General features: G+C 71.7%; 15 protein-coding genes. 7 read left to right on the top strand and 8 right to left on the bottom strand.

The features are described 5' to 3' along the window. Positions 1-298 precede the first annotated feature (298 nt). From ABT130_RS31900 to ABT130_RS31885, 4 genes are all read left to right on the top strand, one after another. The gene (locus ABT130_RS31900) at positions 299-1612 is read left to right on the top strand and encodes a sensor histidine kinase (RefSeq protein ID WP_350961647.1); all 1314 of its coding nucleotides are present in this window, start codon (positions 299-301) and stop codon (positions 1610-1612) included. Positions 1613-1661: 49 nt separating this feature from the next. Next, a complete protein-coding gene (locus ABT130_RS31895) occupies positions 1662-2318 on the top strand; it encodes a response regulator (protein WP_350919539.1) in 657 nt (218 codons plus the stop codon). Between the two features lie 285 nt (positions 2319-2603). Beyond that, entirely contained in the window at positions 2604-3344 is a 741-nt protein-coding gene (locus ABT130_RS31890) for an alpha/beta hydrolase (RefSeq protein WP_350961644.1), read from the top strand. Next, positions 3337-4521 carry an acyltransferase family protein gene (locus ABT130_RS31885; protein ID WP_350961642.1) on the top strand — a complete coding sequence of 395 codons (1185 nt, stop codon included), beginning with the start codon at positions 3337-3339 and terminating at the stop codon, positions 4519-4521. The genes ABT130_RS31890 and ABT130_RS31885 overlap by 8 nt, the downstream gene beginning before the upstream one ends. Positions 4522-4591: 70 nt before the next feature. On the opposite strand, the gene ABT130_RS31880 is transcribed toward ABT130_RS31885, so the two are convergent. Genes ABT130_RS31880 through ABT130_RS31860 form a run of 5 tightly spaced genes read right to left on the bottom strand, consistent with a single transcriptional unit; the run spans position 4592 to position 9843 of the window. Beyond that, positions 4592-5479 (bottom strand): STM4011 family radical SAM protein, encoded by an 888-nt coding sequence (locus ABT130_RS31880; protein WP_350961655.1) that lies wholly within the window; start codon positions 5477-5479, stop codon positions 4592-4594. Between the two features lie 56 nt (positions 5480-5535). Next, positions 5536-6924 (bottom strand): STM4012 family radical SAM protein, encoded by a 1389-nt coding sequence (locus ABT130_RS31875; RefSeq protein ID WP_350961639.1) that lies wholly within the window; start codon positions 6922-6924, stop codon positions 5536-5538. Between the two features lie 17 nt (positions 6925-6941). Beyond that, positions 6942-7757: an STM4013/SEN3800 family hydrolase gene (locus ABT130_RS31870; RefSeq protein WP_451934940.1), complete on the bottom strand. Its 816-nt coding sequence runs from the start codon at positions 7755-7757 to the stop codon at positions 6942-6944. A gap of 23 nt (positions 7758-7780) precedes the next feature. Beyond that, on the bottom strand, positions 7781-8896 hold the full coding sequence (locus ABT130_RS31865) for an STM4014 family protein (protein ID WP_350961636.1): 1116 nt from the start codon (positions 8894-8896) through the stop codon (positions 7781-7783). Continuing rightward, on the bottom strand, positions 8893-9843 hold the full coding sequence (locus tag ABT130_RS31860; RefSeq protein WP_350961633.1) for an STM4015 family protein: 951 nt from the start codon (positions 9841-9843) through the stop codon (positions 8893-8895). Before ABT130_RS31860 ends, ABT130_RS31865 begins: the two co-directional genes overlap by 4 nt. Positions 9844-9958: 115 nt before the next feature. Between ABT130_RS31860 and ABT130_RS31855 the strand changes: the two genes are divergently transcribed. Then, on the top strand, positions 9959-11386 hold the full coding sequence (locus tag ABT130_RS31855) for an MFS transporter (protein ID WP_350919554.1): 1428 nt from the start codon (positions 9959-9961) through the stop codon (positions 11384-11386). A gap of 6 nt (positions 11387-11392) precedes the next feature. Here ABT130_RS31855 and ABT130_RS31850 read toward each other — a convergent pair whose 3' ends face one another. Next, positions 11393-12622 carry a cytochrome P450 gene (locus ABT130_RS31850; protein ID WP_350919557.1) on the bottom strand — a complete coding sequence of 410 codons (1230 nt, stop codon included), beginning with the start codon at positions 12620-12622 and terminating at the stop codon, positions 11393-11395. Positions 12623-12717: 95 nt separating this feature from the next. Here ABT130_RS31850 and ABT130_RS31845 point away from each other — a divergent pair, with 95 nt between their 5' ends. Then, entirely contained in the window at positions 12718-14127 is a 1410-nt protein-coding gene (locus tag ABT130_RS31845; protein ID WP_350961630.1) for an FG-GAP repeat protein, read from the top strand. Positions 14128-14166: 39 nt separating this feature from the next. Further along, on the top strand, positions 14167-15381 hold the full coding sequence (locus ABT130_RS31840; protein ID WP_350961627.1) for an ROK family transcriptional regulator: 1215 nt from the start codon (positions 14167-14169) through the stop codon (positions 15379-15381). A 104-nt stretch (positions 15382-15485) separates the two neighbouring features. On the opposite strand, the gene ABT130_RS31835 is transcribed toward ABT130_RS31840, so the two are convergent. Together ABT130_RS31835 and ABT130_RS31830 are read right to left on the bottom strand one after the other, a co-directional pair. After that, on the bottom strand, positions 15486-16016 hold the full coding sequence (locus tag ABT130_RS31835) for a hypothetical protein (protein WP_350961625.1): 531 nt from the start codon (positions 16014-16016) through the stop codon (positions 15486-15488). Between the two features lie 43 nt (positions 16017-16059). Further along, positions 16060-17625 carry an alkaline phosphatase D family protein gene (locus ABT130_RS31830; RefSeq protein WP_350961622.1) on the bottom strand — a complete coding sequence of 522 codons (1566 nt, stop codon included), beginning with the start codon at positions 17623-17625 and terminating at the stop codon, positions 16060-16062. Positions 17626-17782 lie beyond the last annotated feature (157 nt).

Here is a 17782-nt window from a genome sequence, read left to right as displayed (position 1 = left end):
CAGGAGGAACAGCAGGGTCACGGCCGACGCGGCCAGGGCTGGAGGCCAGCCGTACCGGCGCAGGAGACGGGTTACCGGCCAGGTCAGCGTGGTGACGGCGCGGTGACGCCCGAGGAGGCCGCGGAGATGGTCTCCGGCTTCGTGCTGCGCGGCCTGGGCACGACCTGAGCCCACCGGATGGTGCGGGTTCCGTCACGGTGGACGTCCCGGCCGTGCCCCGCGGCCCGGAGGCGGGTGACACTGAAGATCACCCCCTGGTGGGACGCGGACCACGGCCGCGCCGCCTAGGCTGATCCGGGTGATCCCCAGCTCCGCGCGGCAGGCCCTCGCACGGCACGCGCGGCCGGTACGGGAGGCCGCCGCGCGACTGGCCCATCCCCTCGTCGAGGCGCTGGTGACCGGGGCGGCCGATCCGGCCGGCCGCCTCCGGTCACGCCGCCTCCGCCCCCGCATGCCGAGGGCGCTGGGGCTGCTGCCGTTCCGGACGATCGACCTGGTCCTGCTGGCCGACTTGGCGCTGACCTTCATACTGTTCAAAGCCTGCCTCTCCATGCTCCAGGAGGTGGCGGTCCGGGTGAACTCCCCGCTCGATCCGGACTGGCTCATGCTCACGGCCCTGGCCTTCTCCCTGCCACTCGCGCTCCGTAGCCGGTGGCCACTGGCCGCCTGGCGGGCGGCGGCCGTGCTGATCCCCCTGGGTACGGTCGTCTCACGGCAGTTGATCGACCCCCCGTACAACATGAACACCGCGATCATGTACGCGCTCGTGGTCTACGCGGTCGCGGTCCGCTCGGAGCGGCACATCACCGTGGGCGTGTGGCTCGTCTCGGTCCTCGTCGCCTGGATGATCTACCCCGGTTCGCTGACCGTCGTCACCGGCATTGTCACGGCGACCGTCCTGTTCGGCCACAACGTGCGTGCCCGGCGGCTGGCCATCGGCCTGCTGGCCCAGGAGGAGCAGCGCAGCCGGCAGGCCCTGGCCGGACAGGCCGTGCTGGAGGAGAGGGCCAGGATCGCCAGGGAACTGCACGACGTCGTCGCCCACCACATGTCGGTGATCGCCATCCAGGCGGAGGCCGTTCCGCTGCGGGCGGCCGGAGACGCGGAGCGCCTGGAGGAAGGACTGAGAGAGATCCGCGCGCTGTCGCTCGCGGCCATGACCGAGATGCGCCGCGTACTGGGCGTGCTGAGGGAGGACGACGGGCACGCGGACATCGCGCCGCAGCCGGGCCTCGGCCGCCTGGAGGAACTCGTCGACACCGCGCGCTCCGCAGGGCTCACCGTGACGCTCAAGGTGGGCGGTGACCTGACGGGGCTGCCCACGGCGGTGAGCCTGTCCGCCTACCGGATCGCCCAGGAGTCACTCAGCAACGCCATGCGGCACGCACCCGGTTCGGCCGTCTCGATGAGGATCGCCCGGTACGGCGCCGAGCTGCACGTCCAGGTGACGAACGACGCCGGGCACCGTTCCCCCGGGGAACCCCGGCGCATGGGGCACGGCCTGATCGGGATGCGGGAACGGGTGTCCATGCTCGGCGGAAGCCTGTGGGCCGGGCCGGTCGGGGCGGGCTTCGCGGTCACCGCCATACTGCCGATCACGGGGAACGCTTGACCTCCTGCCCCGGGCCGAAGCCCGGGGTCTCCACGCTCAAGGAGATTCGATGACGATCCGGGTGCTCATAGCCGATGACCAGGGCATGGTACGGACCGGCTTCACCGTTTTCCTGAGCTCGCAGCCGGACATCGAGGTCGTGGGCGAGGCCGCCGACGGGCGCGAGGCCGTGGCCCGGACGGCCGAACTGCGGCCCGACGTCGTGCTGATGGACGTGCGGATGCCGGTCATGGACGGCCTCGCGGCGACGCGGGAGATCATGGAATCCACCGGTCCCACCCCGAGGATCCTGATTCTGACCACGTTCGACCTCGACGACTACGTCTACGAGGCGCTGCGGGCCGGGGCGAGCGGGTTCCTGCTCAAGGACGCCTCGGCGCAGCAGCTGGCCGAGGCGGTACGGGTGCTGGCGGCCGGGGAGGCGCTGCTGGCGCCCTCGGTGACCCGGCGGCTGATCGCGGAGTTCGCCCGCGTCGGCCCGCGCCGCCCGCGTGGGCGCCTGGACGACATCACCGAGCGCGAGACCGAGGTGCTCGCGCTCATCGCGCGGGGCAGGTCCAACCAGGAGATCGCCGAGGAGCTGATCCTGTCGGAGCAGACCGTCAAGACCCACGTGGGCCGGATCCTCACGAAGCTGAACCTGCGCGACCGCGCCCAGGCGATCGTCCACGCCTACGAGACGGGCCTGGTCCGCCCAGGCGAATGAATCCGCGGCGCTTCGGGGCCTCCGGAGTCGTCTTCCCCCCGCCCGCCGGACACCGCACCGGACGACGAACGGTTCGCGTGGAGACGCGACCGGTCACCGGACACTCGCGCCCCGGCCGGGTTCTCACCTCCGGCCTGAGGGTCCTGGTGGCGCCGGCCTCGCTCGCCGGGTGAGCCCGCATCACCCCCGAGAGGGATCGCGAAGACACCTCCCCGGGGTGACGCGATCGACGGGCCGCGGTTCCTAGCCTCCTGTCCAATCCCGCAGGCCGGACAGGAGGCTCGCATGTTCCGCCGCACGCTCGTCGTGGCCGTCGCCACGGCGCTCGCCTACATGACGGTCCCGCCGCCCGTGGGCGACCGGGTGGTCCGGGTCTACGGCGATCTCGCCGCGGCCGAGTACGTCGCGGTCATCGTCCCCGGGGCCGACACCACGGCCGCCACCTTCGACGGCGGCAGGGCCAAGCGGTACAACACGCCGGGGGGAGGGGCGCGGGCGGTGCTGGCCGAGGCCCGGGCGCTGGATCCGGGGGCGAGGCTGGCGGTGGTCGCCTGGCTTGGCTATGACAGCCCGGCGATGCTCAGCCTTCGCGTGATGACCGACGGGGCCGCCGAGCGGGGCGCGGTGGAGTTGCGGCGCTACGTCATCGGAGCCCTGGAAGGCAAGCGGGTCAGCCTGCTGTGCCACAGCTACGGCTCGGTGGTGTGCGCCGGGGCCGTACCCGCCTCCGGCGTCGCCGACACGGCCGTCTTCGGCAGCCCGGGACTGGGCGTCTCCTCGGCTGCCGAGCTGGGCGGCACCCGTCTGTGGGTGGGCAGCGGCGCCCTCGACTGGATGCGCGAGGTGCCCAAACTCCGGATCGGCCCGTTCGGCTTCGGCCCCGATCCCGCCGCCCCGGCCTTCGGCGCCCACCCGTTCGGGACCGAAGCCGCCGGGCACGACGACTATCTCAAGCCGGGCAGCGAGTCGCTGCGCAACCTGACCCTGATCGCCCTCGGCCGAGGCGGCGAGGTGTCCGGTGGCTAGCCTCACGGCCGGGATCGAGGCGGCCACCCCGGTCGGCCGGGACAGGGGGGTGGACGCGCTGCGGGCGCTGGCGATCCTGGGCGTGGTGCTGGGGCACTGGCTGGTGACGGCGTGGGCGCCGGGCCCGGCGGGGGCGGTGTACATGGCCAGCCCGCTCAGCCACCTGCCGGCGTTGACACCGCTGTCCTGGGTGTTCCAGACACTGGCGGTGTTCTTCTTCGTCGGCGGCTACGCGGCGGCGCGCGGCCTCCGCCCGGCGGCCCTCAGGCCGGACTCCGCGGCCCCCACCGCATCGCGCGCTCCAGCGGGGGTTGCCCGCGAGGCGTATCCGGCGGGGGCGTGGGTGCGGGCCAGGATAGGGAGGCTGCTGGGACCGGTGGTACCGCTCGCCCTGGTCTGGACGGGAATCGCAACGGGGATGGCGCTGCGCGGGGCACCGGTGGGGCTGATCAGGTCGATGGTGCTCCCGGCGGTGGGGCCGCTGTGGTTCCTGGCCGTCTTCGCCGCGCTGACCGCGGCCACTCCCCTGCTCCTGCGGGCGCATCCGGCTGTCACGGCCGCCGTGGCGTTCGCGGTGGTGCTCGGGGTGGACCTGGCCAGGTTCTGGCTCGGCGGTCCCGCCTGGCTGGGATGGGCGAACCTGGCGGCCGGCTGGCTGGTGCCGTACGCGCTGGGGATCGCCTGGGCGAACGGCCTGCTCGGCTCGCGCCGGGTGGCGGTGGGTCTGCTGGCCGGTGGGGCGATCGGGGCGGCGCTGCTGGTCACCGGGTTCGGGTATCCGGCGAGCATGGTGGGGGTGACCGGGGCCGCGGTCTCCAATCTGGCGCCGCCCACCCTGGCGGCGGTCTGCTTCGGGCTCGCCCAGGTGGGGGCGGCACTGCTGGCGCGCGCTCCGCTGGCCCGGTTGATGCGGCGTCCCCGGCTGTGGGCGACGGTCGCGCTGGCCAACCTGTCGGCGATGACGCTCTTCCTGTGGCACCAGAGCGCGCCGGCCGTGATCGCCGTCGCCGCCCTGCGCCTCGGCGACGTCCCCGGCCTGCTGGCCGTGCCGGACGAGCCGGTCTGGCTGCTGCACCGGCTGGCCTGGTTTCCGGTGTTCGTGGCGGTTCTCGCACTCGCCTGGCTGCCGGGAGTCATCCGGAGGCGGCTTGATGACAGGGGGGCGGCATCTGCCTGACGAGGCGGCACGGCTCTTGCGCCGCCATTTTTCAGTCGCGGAACATCCTGTGACCGTTCGTCATCCGACCTCAGCGGGCGGGGATGCGTTCCAGGACTCCCCCGGCGAAGACGTCGTAGAGGCCGGTCGCCTCCAGGTGCACGTAGCCGATGTGGCAGTCGCAGATCGCCGCCGGGCACGCCATGGCCTTCGGCCTGAACGTGCCCTCGTAGAGGTTTCCGAGCACGGCCGGGACGAAGTGGCAGCGCCGCACGGTGCCGTCGCCGTCGACGGAGATCACGCTGTCGCCGGTACGGCAGGGCAGGCCGGCGCTCCGGTGCGGTGTCCGGCTGTGCTGGAAGAGCGGATCTATCGCCGTCCAGTCGGCGGCCTCGTCATCGGTGTAGGCGGTGCCCTCCGCCGCGTTCACCCAGACGTAGACCTCCGCGGGCAGGTCGGCCCGGATGCGGCGGGCATGGCCGAGGTGCTCGGGCAGCCCGACCACGCCGACGCTGAAACGGACCCCGCGCGCGACCAGGTCGCGGCAGCGGGCGAGAAAGCGCTCGTGGGTGACCTGGCCGGGATGGTAGGTCGCCCAGAGGGCGAGCGTGTCCAGGTCGGCCTCGGCCAGCCAGCCGGACCGGCAGCTGAGGTTGGTCTGGATGGCGACCCGCCGCACGTGCGGAAGGTGGCTCAGCTCGACCATCGCCCGGCGGTACCACGAGCGGACCAGGCCCTCGCCCCACGGGGTGAACAGCACCGAGACCGGATGCTCCCGTCCCGCCACCCAGGCGGTGAACCGCTCCAGCGCCGCCCGGTCCCGGCTCAGCTGCTCCGGGCTGTCGCGCCGTTTGGCGAACGGGCAGTAGGGGCAGTCGTAGTCGCAGCTCGCCAGCGGCCCCCGGTAGAGGATCGTCAGGTGATCGAGACCCTCGCCGCCGGCGCTCGGATCACTTGATCCACCGGGCCTGCCCGGCAGGAGCGGCAGGTGGCGGATTCCGGAGGCGGGGGCGCCGGGTGAGTCGGCCAAGCCTGTCACCGTTCCTCGTATCGGGCCATCAGCGCGCGGACCCTGCCGGAGAACAGCGCGGGACCGATCGCGTCGGAGCGGGCCAGCCCCTCGGCGGTGAGCCGGAGCCACCCGGGGCGCGCCCCTTCGCCGCCCGGCGGCGGCGCGTCACGCTCCAGCAGGCCCCCAGCCGTCAGGCGCTCCAGCTCCTCGCCGAAGTGGGCCTCGGCCCCGGCTCCGAAGCGGGCACGGTACGCGGCGGGATCGAGCCCGTCGGCCTGGAGCAGCGACTGGATGAGGTGGCGACGGCGCCGGTCCTCCTCGTCCAGCCGGAAACCCACATTGGCGACCGCGAACTCCTCGGAAGCCAGGTGCACGTAGTCGTCGATGATCGCGCGCACCTGGCCGGCGCCGACCGCGTACTCGTGGGAGTAGTGCAGATGAGAGGTGTAGGAGCGGGCACCGCAGCCGAGGCCGACCATGCCGTCGCTCTGGCAGCTGTACTCGGCGGGGCTCGACCGCCCCGGCAGCCGGAACATCCGCATCGAGATCTGCTCGTACCCGGCGGCGAGCAGGTGGTCGCGACCCTGACGGTAGAGGGTGAGCCGGTGGTCGTCCCAGTCGCGGGCGCGACGGCCCAGACCGGTGAGCGGGCGGACGTACAGGGGGTAGAGGTAGATCTCCTCGGGCTTCCAGGCGAGCGCGGCGTCCAGCGAGTAACGCCAGGACGCCTCCGTCTGCCCGTCGATGCCGTAGATCAGGTCGAGGTTGAGCGTCTCGAACCCGGCCTCGCGGATCCGGCCGAGCGCCGTCTCGACCTCCTGCCGCCGCTGCGGCCTGACCGCCGCGCGGGCCTCGGCGTCCACGAAGCTCTGCACGCCGATCGAGACGCGGGTCGTGCCCCGCTCGGCGAGGACCGCGAGCCGGTCGGCCGTCGCGGTCGCCGGGGAGGTCTCCACGGCCATCGGGACGGCCCGCAGGTCGATGCCCATGATCTGCTCGGCGAGGTCGAACATCCTGGTGAGCTCGGCGGCCTTGAGATAGGTCGGCGTGCCGCCACCGACGGCCGCCGCCACGAAGCGGGGGCCGTTCAGGGCGCCCCGTACGGCGCTCGCCTGGCGTTCCAGCGCGCCGAGATAGGCGTCGACGAGCTCCTCGGGGGCGCCGGTGCGGGTGAACAGGTTGCAGAATCCGCAGCGCATCTCGCAGAACGGGATGTGCAGGTAGAGGAAGAGGTGGTCGACGGGCTCCCTGGCCCACACCTCCGCCAGTGGCGGACGTGGATCGAGCGGCCGGTAGGCGGTCTTGTGCGGGTAGGCGTAGACGTACCCCTGATACGGCCCCGCCTCGGGTGAGGCGGCGTCCGGCGGCGGCGGTGCGGGTGCGCCCCGCTCGCCGTCCACCACTTCTGGCATCCGGCCAGGACTCGGAGTCAACGCCACTCCCCCCGCTCCATCGTGAACTCACCGTAGGGCACGGTCCAGACGACCTCGTGACCGATCCGGTGCCCGACGTATCCATCCTCACCGTAGGCGGTGCCGTGATCGGAACAGACGATCGCGAACCCAGGGCGCCGTTCGCTCATCAGCGCGAACAGCCTGCCGATGTGCCGGTCGACGTATTCGAGCGCGGCGGCGTGGCTCCGCCGGCTGTCACCGTGCTCGCGAGTGGCGCCCGGCAGGTGGAACCAGTTCGGCTGGTGCAGGGCCGACACGTTGACGAACAGGAACACCGGACCGTCCACCCCCGTGACCACCCGCTCGGCGCATGCGATCTGCGCTTCGAACGAGGTCCGCGAGGTGACCCCGAACCCCGGCTCCCAGTGGCTCTCGGCGAACATCGCCGGCAGCGCGGACCCGAGCGGGGTCAGCTTGTTGAAGAACCCCACCCCGCCGACGCAGACCGTGTGGTATCCCGCCCCGGCCAGCCCGCCGGGCAGATCGGGCGCATCGAACACCCAGGTGCCCGGGGCCGTGGTCTCGCTCCCGGGGAACGTGGCGGCGAACGGGCGGGGATGCGGTCCCGGCTCGATCGGGGTGGGCAGGAAACCGGCGAGGATCGCGGCGTGCGCGGCGTAGGTGAAGCTTCCCGGACTGTGCCGCCGCTCCCACCGGCCGCCCGGCAGTGCCCTGCTGAGATTCGGCAGCCGACCCGCCGCCAGCAGTTCCTCCGCCACGTCGTACCGAAGCGTGTCGAGCGTTACCAGCAGCAGGTCGTGGCTGCCCACGATCTCGTTCATGTCACGCATCGGCCCCGCCTTCGCCCCCGAGGTCACGGCACCGCCCGGGTCGCGGTTCTCCCCGCCCCCTGCGGCGAGTGCCGGGCGAGGATCGCGCGGACCTGGGCACCGTAGGTGTCGAGGCCCTCCGCGCCGCTACCGGGCAGGCCCTCCAGCCGGGGCAGCAGGTCGCCGAACGCGTTGACCTCGGCCACCGCGAGATCGTGCCAGTCGGCCCCGACCATCAGGTCGACCCCGGCGGCCGGACTCCCGGGAAAGCAGGCCGCCGCCCGCGCGCAGACCTCCAGGGCCCGCTCCCATCCCTCGGCGCCGAGTCCGGCCCTGACCTCGCCGAGGTCGCCGCGCAGACCGCCGAGGTGCAGGTTAGTTATGGGCCCCCGGCTCGTGCGGACGACCGCGTGGGTGGGCGTGCCGTCCACGACGACCACCCTCAGATCTATCGCGCGCCCGCCGAGGCTCGCCTTGGGAAACCATCGCTCGACGTGCAGCCCGTCTCCGGCCAGCGCCTCGACGATCGCCGCCAGGTCGGACTCGTCCTCGTAGCACCTGACCCGCAGGGAGTTGCGCAGCCCCCCGGAGGTCAGCTCCGCCGAGGTCACCGCCCTGACCCGGTCTCCCGACGCGTGCAGGGCGACGACCCCCGAGGCCGACGAGCCATGGGCAGGTTTGACGAACACCCGCCCCCAGCGGGCCTCGCCCATCCGCTCGCGCAACTCGGCATAGCCGCGGATCGGTCCGGGAAGCGCGGGCGGCACCAGCACCCCGGCCGCCGACAGCCTGGCGTGGCAGCGTCGTTTGTCGAACATCACCGAGATGTCCTCGACGTCGGCGAGCAGCACGGCCCCCGGAGCCCGGCCGACGGCCTCGCGAACCCGCGCCGCCCCGGCGACGAACGCGGCGTGCCAGCGGGCCCCACCGCCGACCCGGGACGGCTCGCCGCCTCCGCGCAACAGCTCGTCCGTCTCCGCGTCCTCCCCCGGCGAGTCGATCCGTACCAGCGTCTCCGGCTCGATCCGGATCTCCGCGCCGCGCAGCACGGACGTCCACGGCAGGACCGCGGGCTCGCGCAGTCCCTGCCGGACGCAGGCGTCGGCGAACATGGCCACCCGCCGCTCCCCCGGCGTGCCGACGACGGCGAGCGCGGTCATTCGGAGACCGCGACGTAATACCAGTCGTCGTCGGGCTTCTCCTGTTCGGACAGGTCGAGCTCGACGCCGGAGAACGCCGCCCTGAGGCGCTCGACCATGGCGTCGCTCAGGAAGTGGTGGTGCAGGTCCAGCCGCCTGAGGTGGGCCGGCGACCGGCCGGCGAGCAGCGCCTCGGCGCCCGCGTCGGTGAGCGTGCCCATCGACAGCGCGAGCGACTCCAGCCGGGCCAGCACCGGGGCCGAGACGACGGCCGCCGCGATCTCGTCCTGGATCTCGCTGTCCTGCAGACCGAGATGCCTGAGCGCGGGCAGCCGCTCGCCGGACAGGATGGCCTCCAGGTCCGCCACGGTGGTGTCGCCGCCGTAGTTCTCCGACCCGAGCCAGAGCTCCAGATATTCGAGCGCGGGAAAATCGCTCGCACCGACCGCCCTGGCCACGGCCGGAGGCAGGCCGCCGGTCTCGAACCGGAGGATTTTGAGGTTGTCATGCCGGAGGGGCCGCAGCTTCAGCTCGGTGCCGCCGCGCACCTCCAGTCGCTCCAGCAACGGGAACGCCTCCAGCAGCGGGGTGACGTCGCTCTGCACGATCCAGGAGATCTCGCACTCCTCCGAGGGCATCGCGCCGAAGAAGAGCGATCGCAGCTTGGGAAGGCGCGCCGCGTGCTCGGCCAGCAGCCGGATGGGGCCCGAGGCGTCGACCTCGTAGGCCTCACCCCAGCCACCGACGATGATCGCCCTGACCTCGGTGGTGTCGACGGTCTCGACGAAGCGCGCGAAGTGCTCCTCGAAGGTCTCCTTGGCGTCGTAGACGTGGACCGAGAGACGCCACGCCGCCTCACCCGCCGCGGGCATGGGCGCCCCCGGCGGGCGCAGGCTCACGATGGGCAGGCCCGCGTACTCCCCACGGTAGAGACCGTCGACGTCGTCGTTGAACTCGCTGTAGTCCATCGGAAGCTCCCGTCAGGCGTGACACGACAGAACCTGTCCTACCAGAGATGCACGACACTTTAAGAATCATGTGCGCAGGTCAGAAAGACATGAAAGCTCGGCGATGATGGACGGCATGGACAACGGTCACATCCGTCTCAATTCCGCGGTGGGACGCTGGGTTCTGCTCACCACGGTGCTCGGTTCCGGCATCGCCCTGCTGGACGGCACGGTGGTCAACGTGGCGCTGCCCGCCCTCGGCGCCGATCTCGGCGCCGACATGGCCGGGCTGCAGTGGACCGTCAACGCCTACACCCTCACCCTGGCGGGTCTGATCCTGCTGGGCGGCTCGCTCGGTGACCGGTACGGCAGGCGCAGGATCTTCCTGATCGGCGTCGTCTGGTTCGCCCTCGCCTCCGCCCTGTGCGGCCTGGCGCCCAACGTGCAGACGCTGATCGCGGCCCGCGCGCTGCAGGGCATCGGCGGGGCGCTGCTTACCCCCGGCTCCCTGGCCATCATCCAGTCGTCCTTCGACCGCGAGGACCGTCCCAGGGCGATCGGGGCGTGGTCGGGTCTGGGCGGGGTGGCCTCGGCCATCGGCCCGCTGCTCGGCGGGTGGCTGGTGGAGACGGCCGGCTGGCGCTGGGTGTTCCTGATCAACCTGCCGCTGTCGGCGCTCGTCGTGCTGGTCGCCCTGCGGCATGTCCCGGAGAGCAGGAACGCCGAGGCCGCCGGCCGGTTCGACGTGCTCGGCGCGGCGCTGGCGGCGCTGGCGCTGGCCGGGGTCACCTACGGCCTGATCGGACTGGAGGTCGTCCCGGTCGTGGCAGGCGTGTCGCTGGGCGCCGCGTTCGTCTGGCTGGAGATCAGGCGCTCGCCCAGGGCGCTCGTACCGGTCGAGGTCTTCGCGTCAAGGGTGTTCACCGCGGTCAACGTCGTCACGTTCGTCATGTACGCCGCGATGGGCGTGGTGTTCTTCCTGCTGGTGGTCCAGTTGCAGGTGTCGGCGGGCTTCTCCCCGCTGCTGGCCGGGTCCGCGATGATCCCGGTGACGATCCTGATGCTGCTGCTGTCGTCGCGCGCGGGCGAGCTGGCCAGGCGCGTCGGGCCCCGGCTGCCGATGACGGCCGGCATCCTGGTCTGCGCGGGAGCCCTGCTGCTGATGTCGCGGATCGGCCCCGGCTCGTCGTACGTGGTGGACGTGCTGCCCGTGACGACCCTGTTCGGCCTGGGTCTGTCGGCGGCGGTCGCGCCGCTCACCGCGACCGTGCTGGCCAGCGCCGACGAGCGGCACGCGGGGGTGGCCAGCGGCGTCAACAACGCCGTCGCCAGGACCGGCGGGCTGCTCGCGGTGGCCGCGATCCCCCCGCTGGCCGGGCTGACCGGTGACGCCTTCGACTCCCCCGCGATCTTCACCACCGGATTCCACACGACCATGCTGGTCAGCGCGTCGATGATGGGCCTCGCGGCGCTGCTCACCTTCCTCACCGTCCGGGGGAACGTGCTGATCCGCTCGGAGCCGAAGACCGGCTGCCCGGTGACGGCTCCCCAGCCCGGCAGGTGACCGCCCTCAGAAGGTGAACGCCTGGCTGCGGACGCTGTTGTCGAAGTTGGACACCAGCAGCTCCGGCTCGCCGACCGAGCGGACCTCGGGCAGCCGGGTGAACAGCTCGCGGAACATCGCCCTGATCTCCTGCCTGGCGAGGTTGGCCCCCAGGCAGAAGTGCGGCCCCGGACCGCCGAAGCCCACGTGGGGCTTGGTGTCCCGGGTGATGTCGAACCGGTCGGCGTCCGGGAAGACCGTCTCGTCGCGGTTGGCCGAGCCGTAGAAGAGCACCACCTTGTCTCCCGCCTTCAGCTGCAGGCCGCGCAGGTCGTAGTCCTCGGTGACGGTGCGGCGGAACTGCATGATGGGGGAGACGTAACGGACCATCTCCTCGATGGCGCCGCCGATGTGGGCGTCGAAGTCGTCCACCAGCAGGCGCCGCTGCTCGGGGTTGTCGGTCAGCAGCTTGATACCGTGCGCCATGGTGTTGCGGGCCGTCTCGTTGCCCGCCACGAGCAGGAGCGTGAAGAACGACCCCAGCTCCCTGTCGGTCAGCCTCTCACCGTCGACGTTGGCGGTGACCAGCGCGGAGACCAGGTCGTTGCCCGGTGCCCCCGAGCGCTCCCTGCCCAGGTTGATCACCAGGCGCTGCAGGGCGAGCAGCGCGAGCGTGTTCTGGGCGGCCATCCTGACCGTGTGCGCCAGGCTGGGCCGCACGCCGGAGTAGGCGGTGGAGATGTCGACGTGCTGGTGGACCCTGGCCCGCACGTCGTCGGGGACGCCCATCATGTCGCAGATGACGTGGATGGGCAGTTTGGCGGCCACCTGCGTGACGAAGTCGCCGGGTCCCGAGGCCGTCACGTCGTCGACGATCCGCGCGCACGCGGCGTCGATGTCGCCCTGCAGGTTGCTCAGCATCTTCGGGCTGAACGCGCGGGAGACGATGCGGCGGAGCCGGGCGTGCCGGGGGTCGTCCATGTTGACCATGGACTCGCCGAACACGTGCTTGACCCAGCCGGGCGGCTCGGGGCTGGTCACGCCGGGCTCGCTGGAGAACACCTTGGCGTTGCGGCTGGCCTCCACCACGTCGGCGTGCCTGACCAGCGCGTAGAAACCCTTGCCCGAGCGGAGCAACGGCACCCGCTTCTCCTCGAAGAACACCGGCCGGTCGAGATCCCGAAGCCGCGCGAACGCCTCATGCCGCTCCTTGAGCGGCCGCCGCCAGAATCCCAGGTCGGCCAGGTCGATTTCCATGGTTCCAATCCTGGCATGTTCTTTACCCGTACCGGCCACGTGAATTTCATATCCTTGTGGGCCGCGTGTCCGAATTATCGGAAACCATTACGGCTATGAGAGCCGTGTTTCTCGTCTCCATTGCCTTCACCTCCCTTCTGGTCTCCATCTCCCCCTCCATGGCGAGCGCCTGCTCCGGCGTACCCTCCGACTTCGACGGCGACGGACGGGCCGATCTCGCGGTCGCCGCGCCCTACACCCGCTCCGGCGGCCACGCCCGCGCGGGGGCGGTCACCGTCCTGTACGACATGCGCACCGCCCGGAGGCTGACCCAGGACGACCCCGGCGTGCCCGGCGAGAGCGAGACCGGGGACGCGTTCGGCTCGGCGCTGGCGACCGGTGACTTCGACGGCGACCGCTGCGCCGACCTGGCCGTGGGCGTCTCCGAGAAGAACCGCTCCCGGCCGGGAGCCGACGGCGACGGAGTGGTGCTGCTGTTCCACGGCTCGCCGGACGGCCTGCGGCCCGGCCGGGTGATCGACGCCGGCGATCTGGGCCGCGAGCGCGACTCCGGCCGGTTCGGGGCCGCGCTCGCGGCGGGGGACCTGGACGGAGACGGGGACGACGAGCTGGTGATCGGCGCCCCGGGGCTGGGTGGCGGCGCGGTCGGGGTGTACGGGTTCAGCGGACGCGAGCCGTACATGATCACGCAGCGGACCGGATGGGTGGGACAGCCCGAGAAGGAGACCGACCAGTTCGGCGCGGTGCTCGCCACCGGGGACTTCGACGGCGACGGACGGGCCGAGGTCGCCGTGGGCGCGCCCGCGGACACGGTCCTGAAGAACGGCCAGGGCTCGGTCACCGTGCTCGACGTCCGGCGGCGGAAGGCGACCTTGCTCACCCAGGACAGCCCGGGGATCAGCGGCCGCGCCGAGGCCTGGGACTTCTTCGGCGAGGCCCTGGCATCCGGTGACTTCAACGCCGACGGCCACGCCGACCTGGCGATCGGCGTACCGGGCGAGGGCCTGACCGAGAACCAGCGGGCGATGGACTACGGCGACGGCACGGTGCACGTCGTCTACGGCTCCCGCGCCGGGCTGCGCACCGCGGTCTCGGAAACCTGGTCGCAGCGCTCCCTGAAGGGGGAACCGCGCTACTTCGACCGCTTCGGCGCCGCCCTCGCCGCCGGAGACCTCAACGGTGACGGCGACGACGAGCTGGCGATCGGGGTGCCGGGTGAGAACGCCGTCCAGGTGCTCGCGGGTACCCGCTCCGGCGGGCTCACCAAGAACGACAACCTGCTGATCACCGGCGAGGGCGGCGACTTCGGCGGGGCTCTGGCCATGGTCGCGGGCCGCGGCCTGGTCATCGCCGCCCCGCGCGACGGCAGGCTCACCCTGCTGCGCGGGACCGTGCGGAAGGGCCCCTACCCCGGCATCCGCCCGTCGACGGCGAGGACGCTGGCCACCGCCGCCAAGGGCACCCTATTCGGTTACGCCCTCACAAACTCGTCCTCACCCCGGTAGACGACCGTTTTCTTCGGCTCGCTACCTAAGATGATGGTCATGTTCGACGCACAGCACAGGACCGTCCGCGACCTACGCCGAGGCAACCGGGCGATAGTGCTGCGCGCCCTCTACTTCGAGGGACCCGCCAGCCGCCAGGAGCTCAGTGAGACCATCGGGCTCAGCCCCGCCACCGTGAGCAACGTGACGGGAGATCTGCTGGCGAGCGGGACCATCGTCGAGGCGGGCCTGGCCGACTCCGACGGAGGCAGGCCGCGCGTGTTGCTACGGGTCAACACCACCCACGGCTACGCCATCGGCGTCGACGTCGGCGAGACGCACGTGCACGTCGAACTCTTCGACCTGGACATGAACCGCCAGGCCAAGGCCGAGTACGCGCTCCGCCCGACCCGGCACGACGTCGATCTGGTCGTCCGCCACATCATCGAGGGCATCGACGTGGTCCTGAACGAGAGCGGCGTGCCCGCCGAGCGGGTGCTCGGCGTGGGGGTGGGCGTTCCCGGCGTCGTCGAGACGGGGCCCGACGCCTTGATCCACGCCCCGACCTTCGGATGGGACGCGGTCCCCCTCGGCAGGCTCCTGCGGGCGGGCACCGACCTGCCGCTCTTCGTGGACAACGGCGCCAAGTCGATGGGGCAGGCCGAGCTGTGGTTCGGCGTCGGGCGCAGGGCCAGGCACGCCGTGGTGGTACTGATCGGCTCGGGAGTCGGGGCGAGCATCATCACCGACGGAACCACGTACCTGGGGGCCAACAGCAGCGCCGGCGAGTGGGGCCATACGAAGATCATGGTCGGCGGGCACCGGTGCCGCTGCGGCGGAGAGGGCTGCCTGGAGGCGTACGTGGGGGCCAGGGGCATTCTGGAACGTGCCGGGGTCTGGACGGAGAGCGTCGACGAGCAGGCCGCGCTGGCCGAACTGGTGGCCGGCGGTTCCCCCGTCATCGACGAGACCGTCACCTATCTGGGCATCGGCCTGGCCAACCTGATCAACCTGTTCAACCCTGAGCGGATCATCATCGGCGGCTGGGCCGGCGTGCTGCTCGGTGAGCACCTGCTGACGAGGATCAGGAAGGTCGCCGCGGACAACTGCCTGGCGCAGCCGTACAAGACGGTCTCCATCGGTCTGGGCCGCCTCGGCGTCGACTCCGTCGCGCTGGGCGCGGCCACCCTCGTGATCGAGAACTTCCTGCAGGCCGGCACGACCTCGAAGCCGAACGGCGCTCCCAGGCGTCCCCGGAACCGCGCCGGGATCTGACCGTTCGTTCCGGCTCGTTCCGCAGCAGGACGGGAAGGGCCCGTCCCATGCGGCGGGCCGTGCGGCCGGGACACCGGAGAGCCGGGCCGCACGCCCCCGGGAGGCTAACGGATACGCGTGCTGACCTTGACCGGGCGGGAAATCTCCTTGCGGAGCTTACCGATGTCGGCCTTCGCGTCGGCGGTGACGATCACACCGAACCTGACCGTGGCGACGCCCCGGCGCGAGCCCGCCCAGGCGCGGATCCGCACCGTCGTAGAGTCGCCCTTGTCGAGGGAGGTGATCCAGCAGGAAAGGTCACGGCGCTTGACCGAGCACTTGACGCTGCGCGGCTTGGAGATCACCTTGATCTTGCGGAACCGGTTGGGGAAGTCCCCGATGAGTGCCACGTAGTGCTGGCCACTGGCCTTCCTGTTACTGACCTTGACCGTGTAGACGAGAGATCCACCCCGGCGGACGTGCTTGGGGAAGGAGATCACATACCTGAAGTCGGTGGGCGCCGCGGCGGTGGGTGACACGGCGGGTGCGGTGGGTAGCGCGGACCTGGCGGCCGAGGCGGGGGGCTGGACGAGGAGGGTGCCACCCAGCGCCATGGCGAGAGCCACGGCGCCGAGTCTCGTGGTGAGGGGACTCATAAGCCGCATCATCCAACAACTCTTCAGGAATTCCTCTGGTGCTTTAGGTCAGTACCGCCTGTCCTGCCGGAATGGTGAACCGGGCACCGGTCTTCGCCGGAGCGCCGCGCCTGCTGATGTAGTCGAGCGTGCGGAAGTCGGCGTGCAACTCCTGTGGTGTGACCCGGCAGACGATGTAACCGCGCCGCTGGTCGAGGTAGGAGATGTGCGGGTTCTCGGCGATCGTCGCGGCGACCCGGCTCTCGTCGCGGTAACCGTCGCCGTCGCTGGCGATCGAGGAGGTGACGAGTTCCACCGCGATCCGGGGCGAGTCCGGGTCGTCGAAGTCGAGCCTCAGGTCCGCCGCGTGGTGCATGTGCGCGTCTCCGGTCAGCACCACCGGGTTGGCCGCGCCCGTGTCCCGGAATCCGGTCAGCAGGCGGGTGCGCTCGGCGGCGTAGCCGTCCCAGGAGTCCATGTTGACCTCGGTGCCCGGCCCGACCCTGGAGTCACGCTGGGCCATCAGGATCTGCTGGCCGACCAGGTTCCAGCGGGCGCCGGAGCTCGCGAGACCGTCGAGCAGCCAGCTCCGCTGGTCCTCACCGAGCAGGGTGCGCCCGGTGGCCAGCCTGTCGTCACAGCCGGACCTGAGCCCGTCCTCGCAGGCCTGGTCGTCGCGGAACTGCCGGGTGTCGAGCAGGTGAAAACGGGCCAGCGGCCCCCAGTCCACCCGGCGGTGGACCCGCATCGCCGCCCCGCCGGGCACGCTCGTCCGGCGCAGCGGCATGTTCTCGTAGTACGCCTGGAAGGCGTTGGCCCTGCGCCGGGCGAACGCCGGGTCCCCGGAGCTGGAGACCTCTCCCGCCCAGTTGTTCTCGATCTCATGGTCGTCGAAGGTCACCAGCCACGGCGCGACCGCGTGCGCCGCCTGCAGGTCGGCGTCGCTCTTGTACTGCGCGTGCCGCATCCGGTAGTCGGCCAGCGTGGCGCAGGTGCCCGCGGTGTGCTGCCGTACGCTCCCGGCGAGGGCCGTGTACCCCCGTGGCGCGTACTCGTACATGTAGTCGCCCAGGTGGACGACCAACTCGGGATCCTGCTCGGCCAGCCTCCGGTACGCCGTGTAGAAACCGTGCTCGTAGTGGGCGCAGGCGGCGATGGCGAAGGTCAGCGGGGACGATGAAGACACAGCGGACACTGCGGACACCGCGGACGGGGCGGTGCGGGTGCGGCCGGTCGGCGACAGGTGGCCCTCGGCCCGGAAACGGTAGAAGTACTCCCGGCCTGGCTCCAGGTGGTCCACCTCGACGTGGACGCTGTGCGCCCGCTGCCGGCGCGCGGTCTCGGTGCCCGCGCGGACCACCTTGGCGAACCGCTCGTCGGTGGCGAGCTGCCATTCGACGTCCACGTCCCTGGCCGGCATCCCGCCCCGGCCGTCCGGGCCGAGCGGGTCGAGGGCGAGCCTGGTCCACAGCACGACGCCGTCCGCCGACGGGTCGCCGGAGGCGATGCCGAGCCTGAACGGGTCGCCGGCGAGGGTCCGGGCCGGGCCGTGCCCGGCCCCGGTGAGCAACAGGCCGCCCGCACCGGCGGCGGCGGAAAGAAACACTCTGCGTGACAGCTTCTGCTCCACGCCCCCAGTGCAACCGCCCCACCTTTCCCCGCCATGGCCTGAGCATCAAGGCAGGATGAACAGCCGTTGCACAGGCAAGTGCCTTACCCAGGGTGACTGAACACCGACCGACCGGCGGGCGACATCGAGGCGAAGGGTCGGCTTCCCCGCGGTGGCC

The sequence above is a fragment of the Streptosporangium sp. NPDC001681 genome, from assembly GCF_040298085.1.
Classification (GTDB): domain Bacteria; phylum Actinomycetota; class Actinomycetes; order Streptosporangiales; family Streptosporangiaceae; genus Streptosporangium.
The sequence above is the reverse complement of the archived record's forward strand: the minus strand, read 5'-3'. Positions and strand labels throughout refer to the sequence as shown.

Bases quoted from the DNA above. Each gene is read 5' to 3' on its own strand.
- ABT130_RS31895 (WP_350919539.1), top strand. From the start codon at position 1,662: ATGACGATCCGGGTGCTCATAGCCGATGACCAGGGCATGGTACGGACC.
- ABT130_RS31890 (WP_350961644.1), top strand. From the start codon at position 2,604: ATGTTCCGCCGCACGCTCGTCGTGGCCGTCGCCACGGCGCTCGCCTAC.
- ABT130_RS31875 (WP_350961639.1), bottom strand. From the start codon at position 6,924: ATGCCAGAAGTGGTGGACGGCGAGCGGGGCGCACCCGCACCGCCGCCG.
- ABT130_RS31870 (WP_451934940.1), bottom strand. From the start codon at position 7,757: ATGCGTGACATGAACGAGATCGTGGGCAGCCACGACCTGCTGCTGGTA.
- ABT130_RS31865 (WP_350961636.1), bottom strand. From the start codon at position 8,896: ATGACCGCGCTCGCCGTCGTCGGCACGCCGGGGGAGCGGCGGGTGGCC.
- ABT130_RS31860 (WP_350961633.1), bottom strand. From the start codon at position 9,843: ATGGACTACAGCGAGTTCAACGACGACGTCGACGGTCTCTACCGTGGG.
- ABT130_RS31855 (WP_350919554.1), top strand. From the start codon at position 9,959: ATGGACAACGGTCACATCCGTCTCAATTCCGCGGTGGGACGCTGGGTT.
- ABT130_RS31850 (WP_350919557.1), bottom strand. From the start codon at position 12,622: ATGGAAATCGACCTGGCCGACCTGGGATTCTGGCGGCGGCCGCTCAAG.
- ABT130_RS31845 (WP_350961630.1), top strand. From the start codon at position 12,718: ATGAGAGCCGTGTTTCTCGTCTCCATTGCCTTCACCTCCCTTCTGGTC.
- ABT130_RS31840 (WP_350961627.1), top strand. From the start codon at position 14,167: ATGTTCGACGCACAGCACAGGACCGTCCGCGACCTACGCCGAGGCAAC.
- ABT130_RS31835 (WP_350961625.1), bottom strand. From the start codon at position 16,016: ATGAGTCCCCTCACCACGAGACTCGGCGCCGTGGCTCTCGCCATGGCG.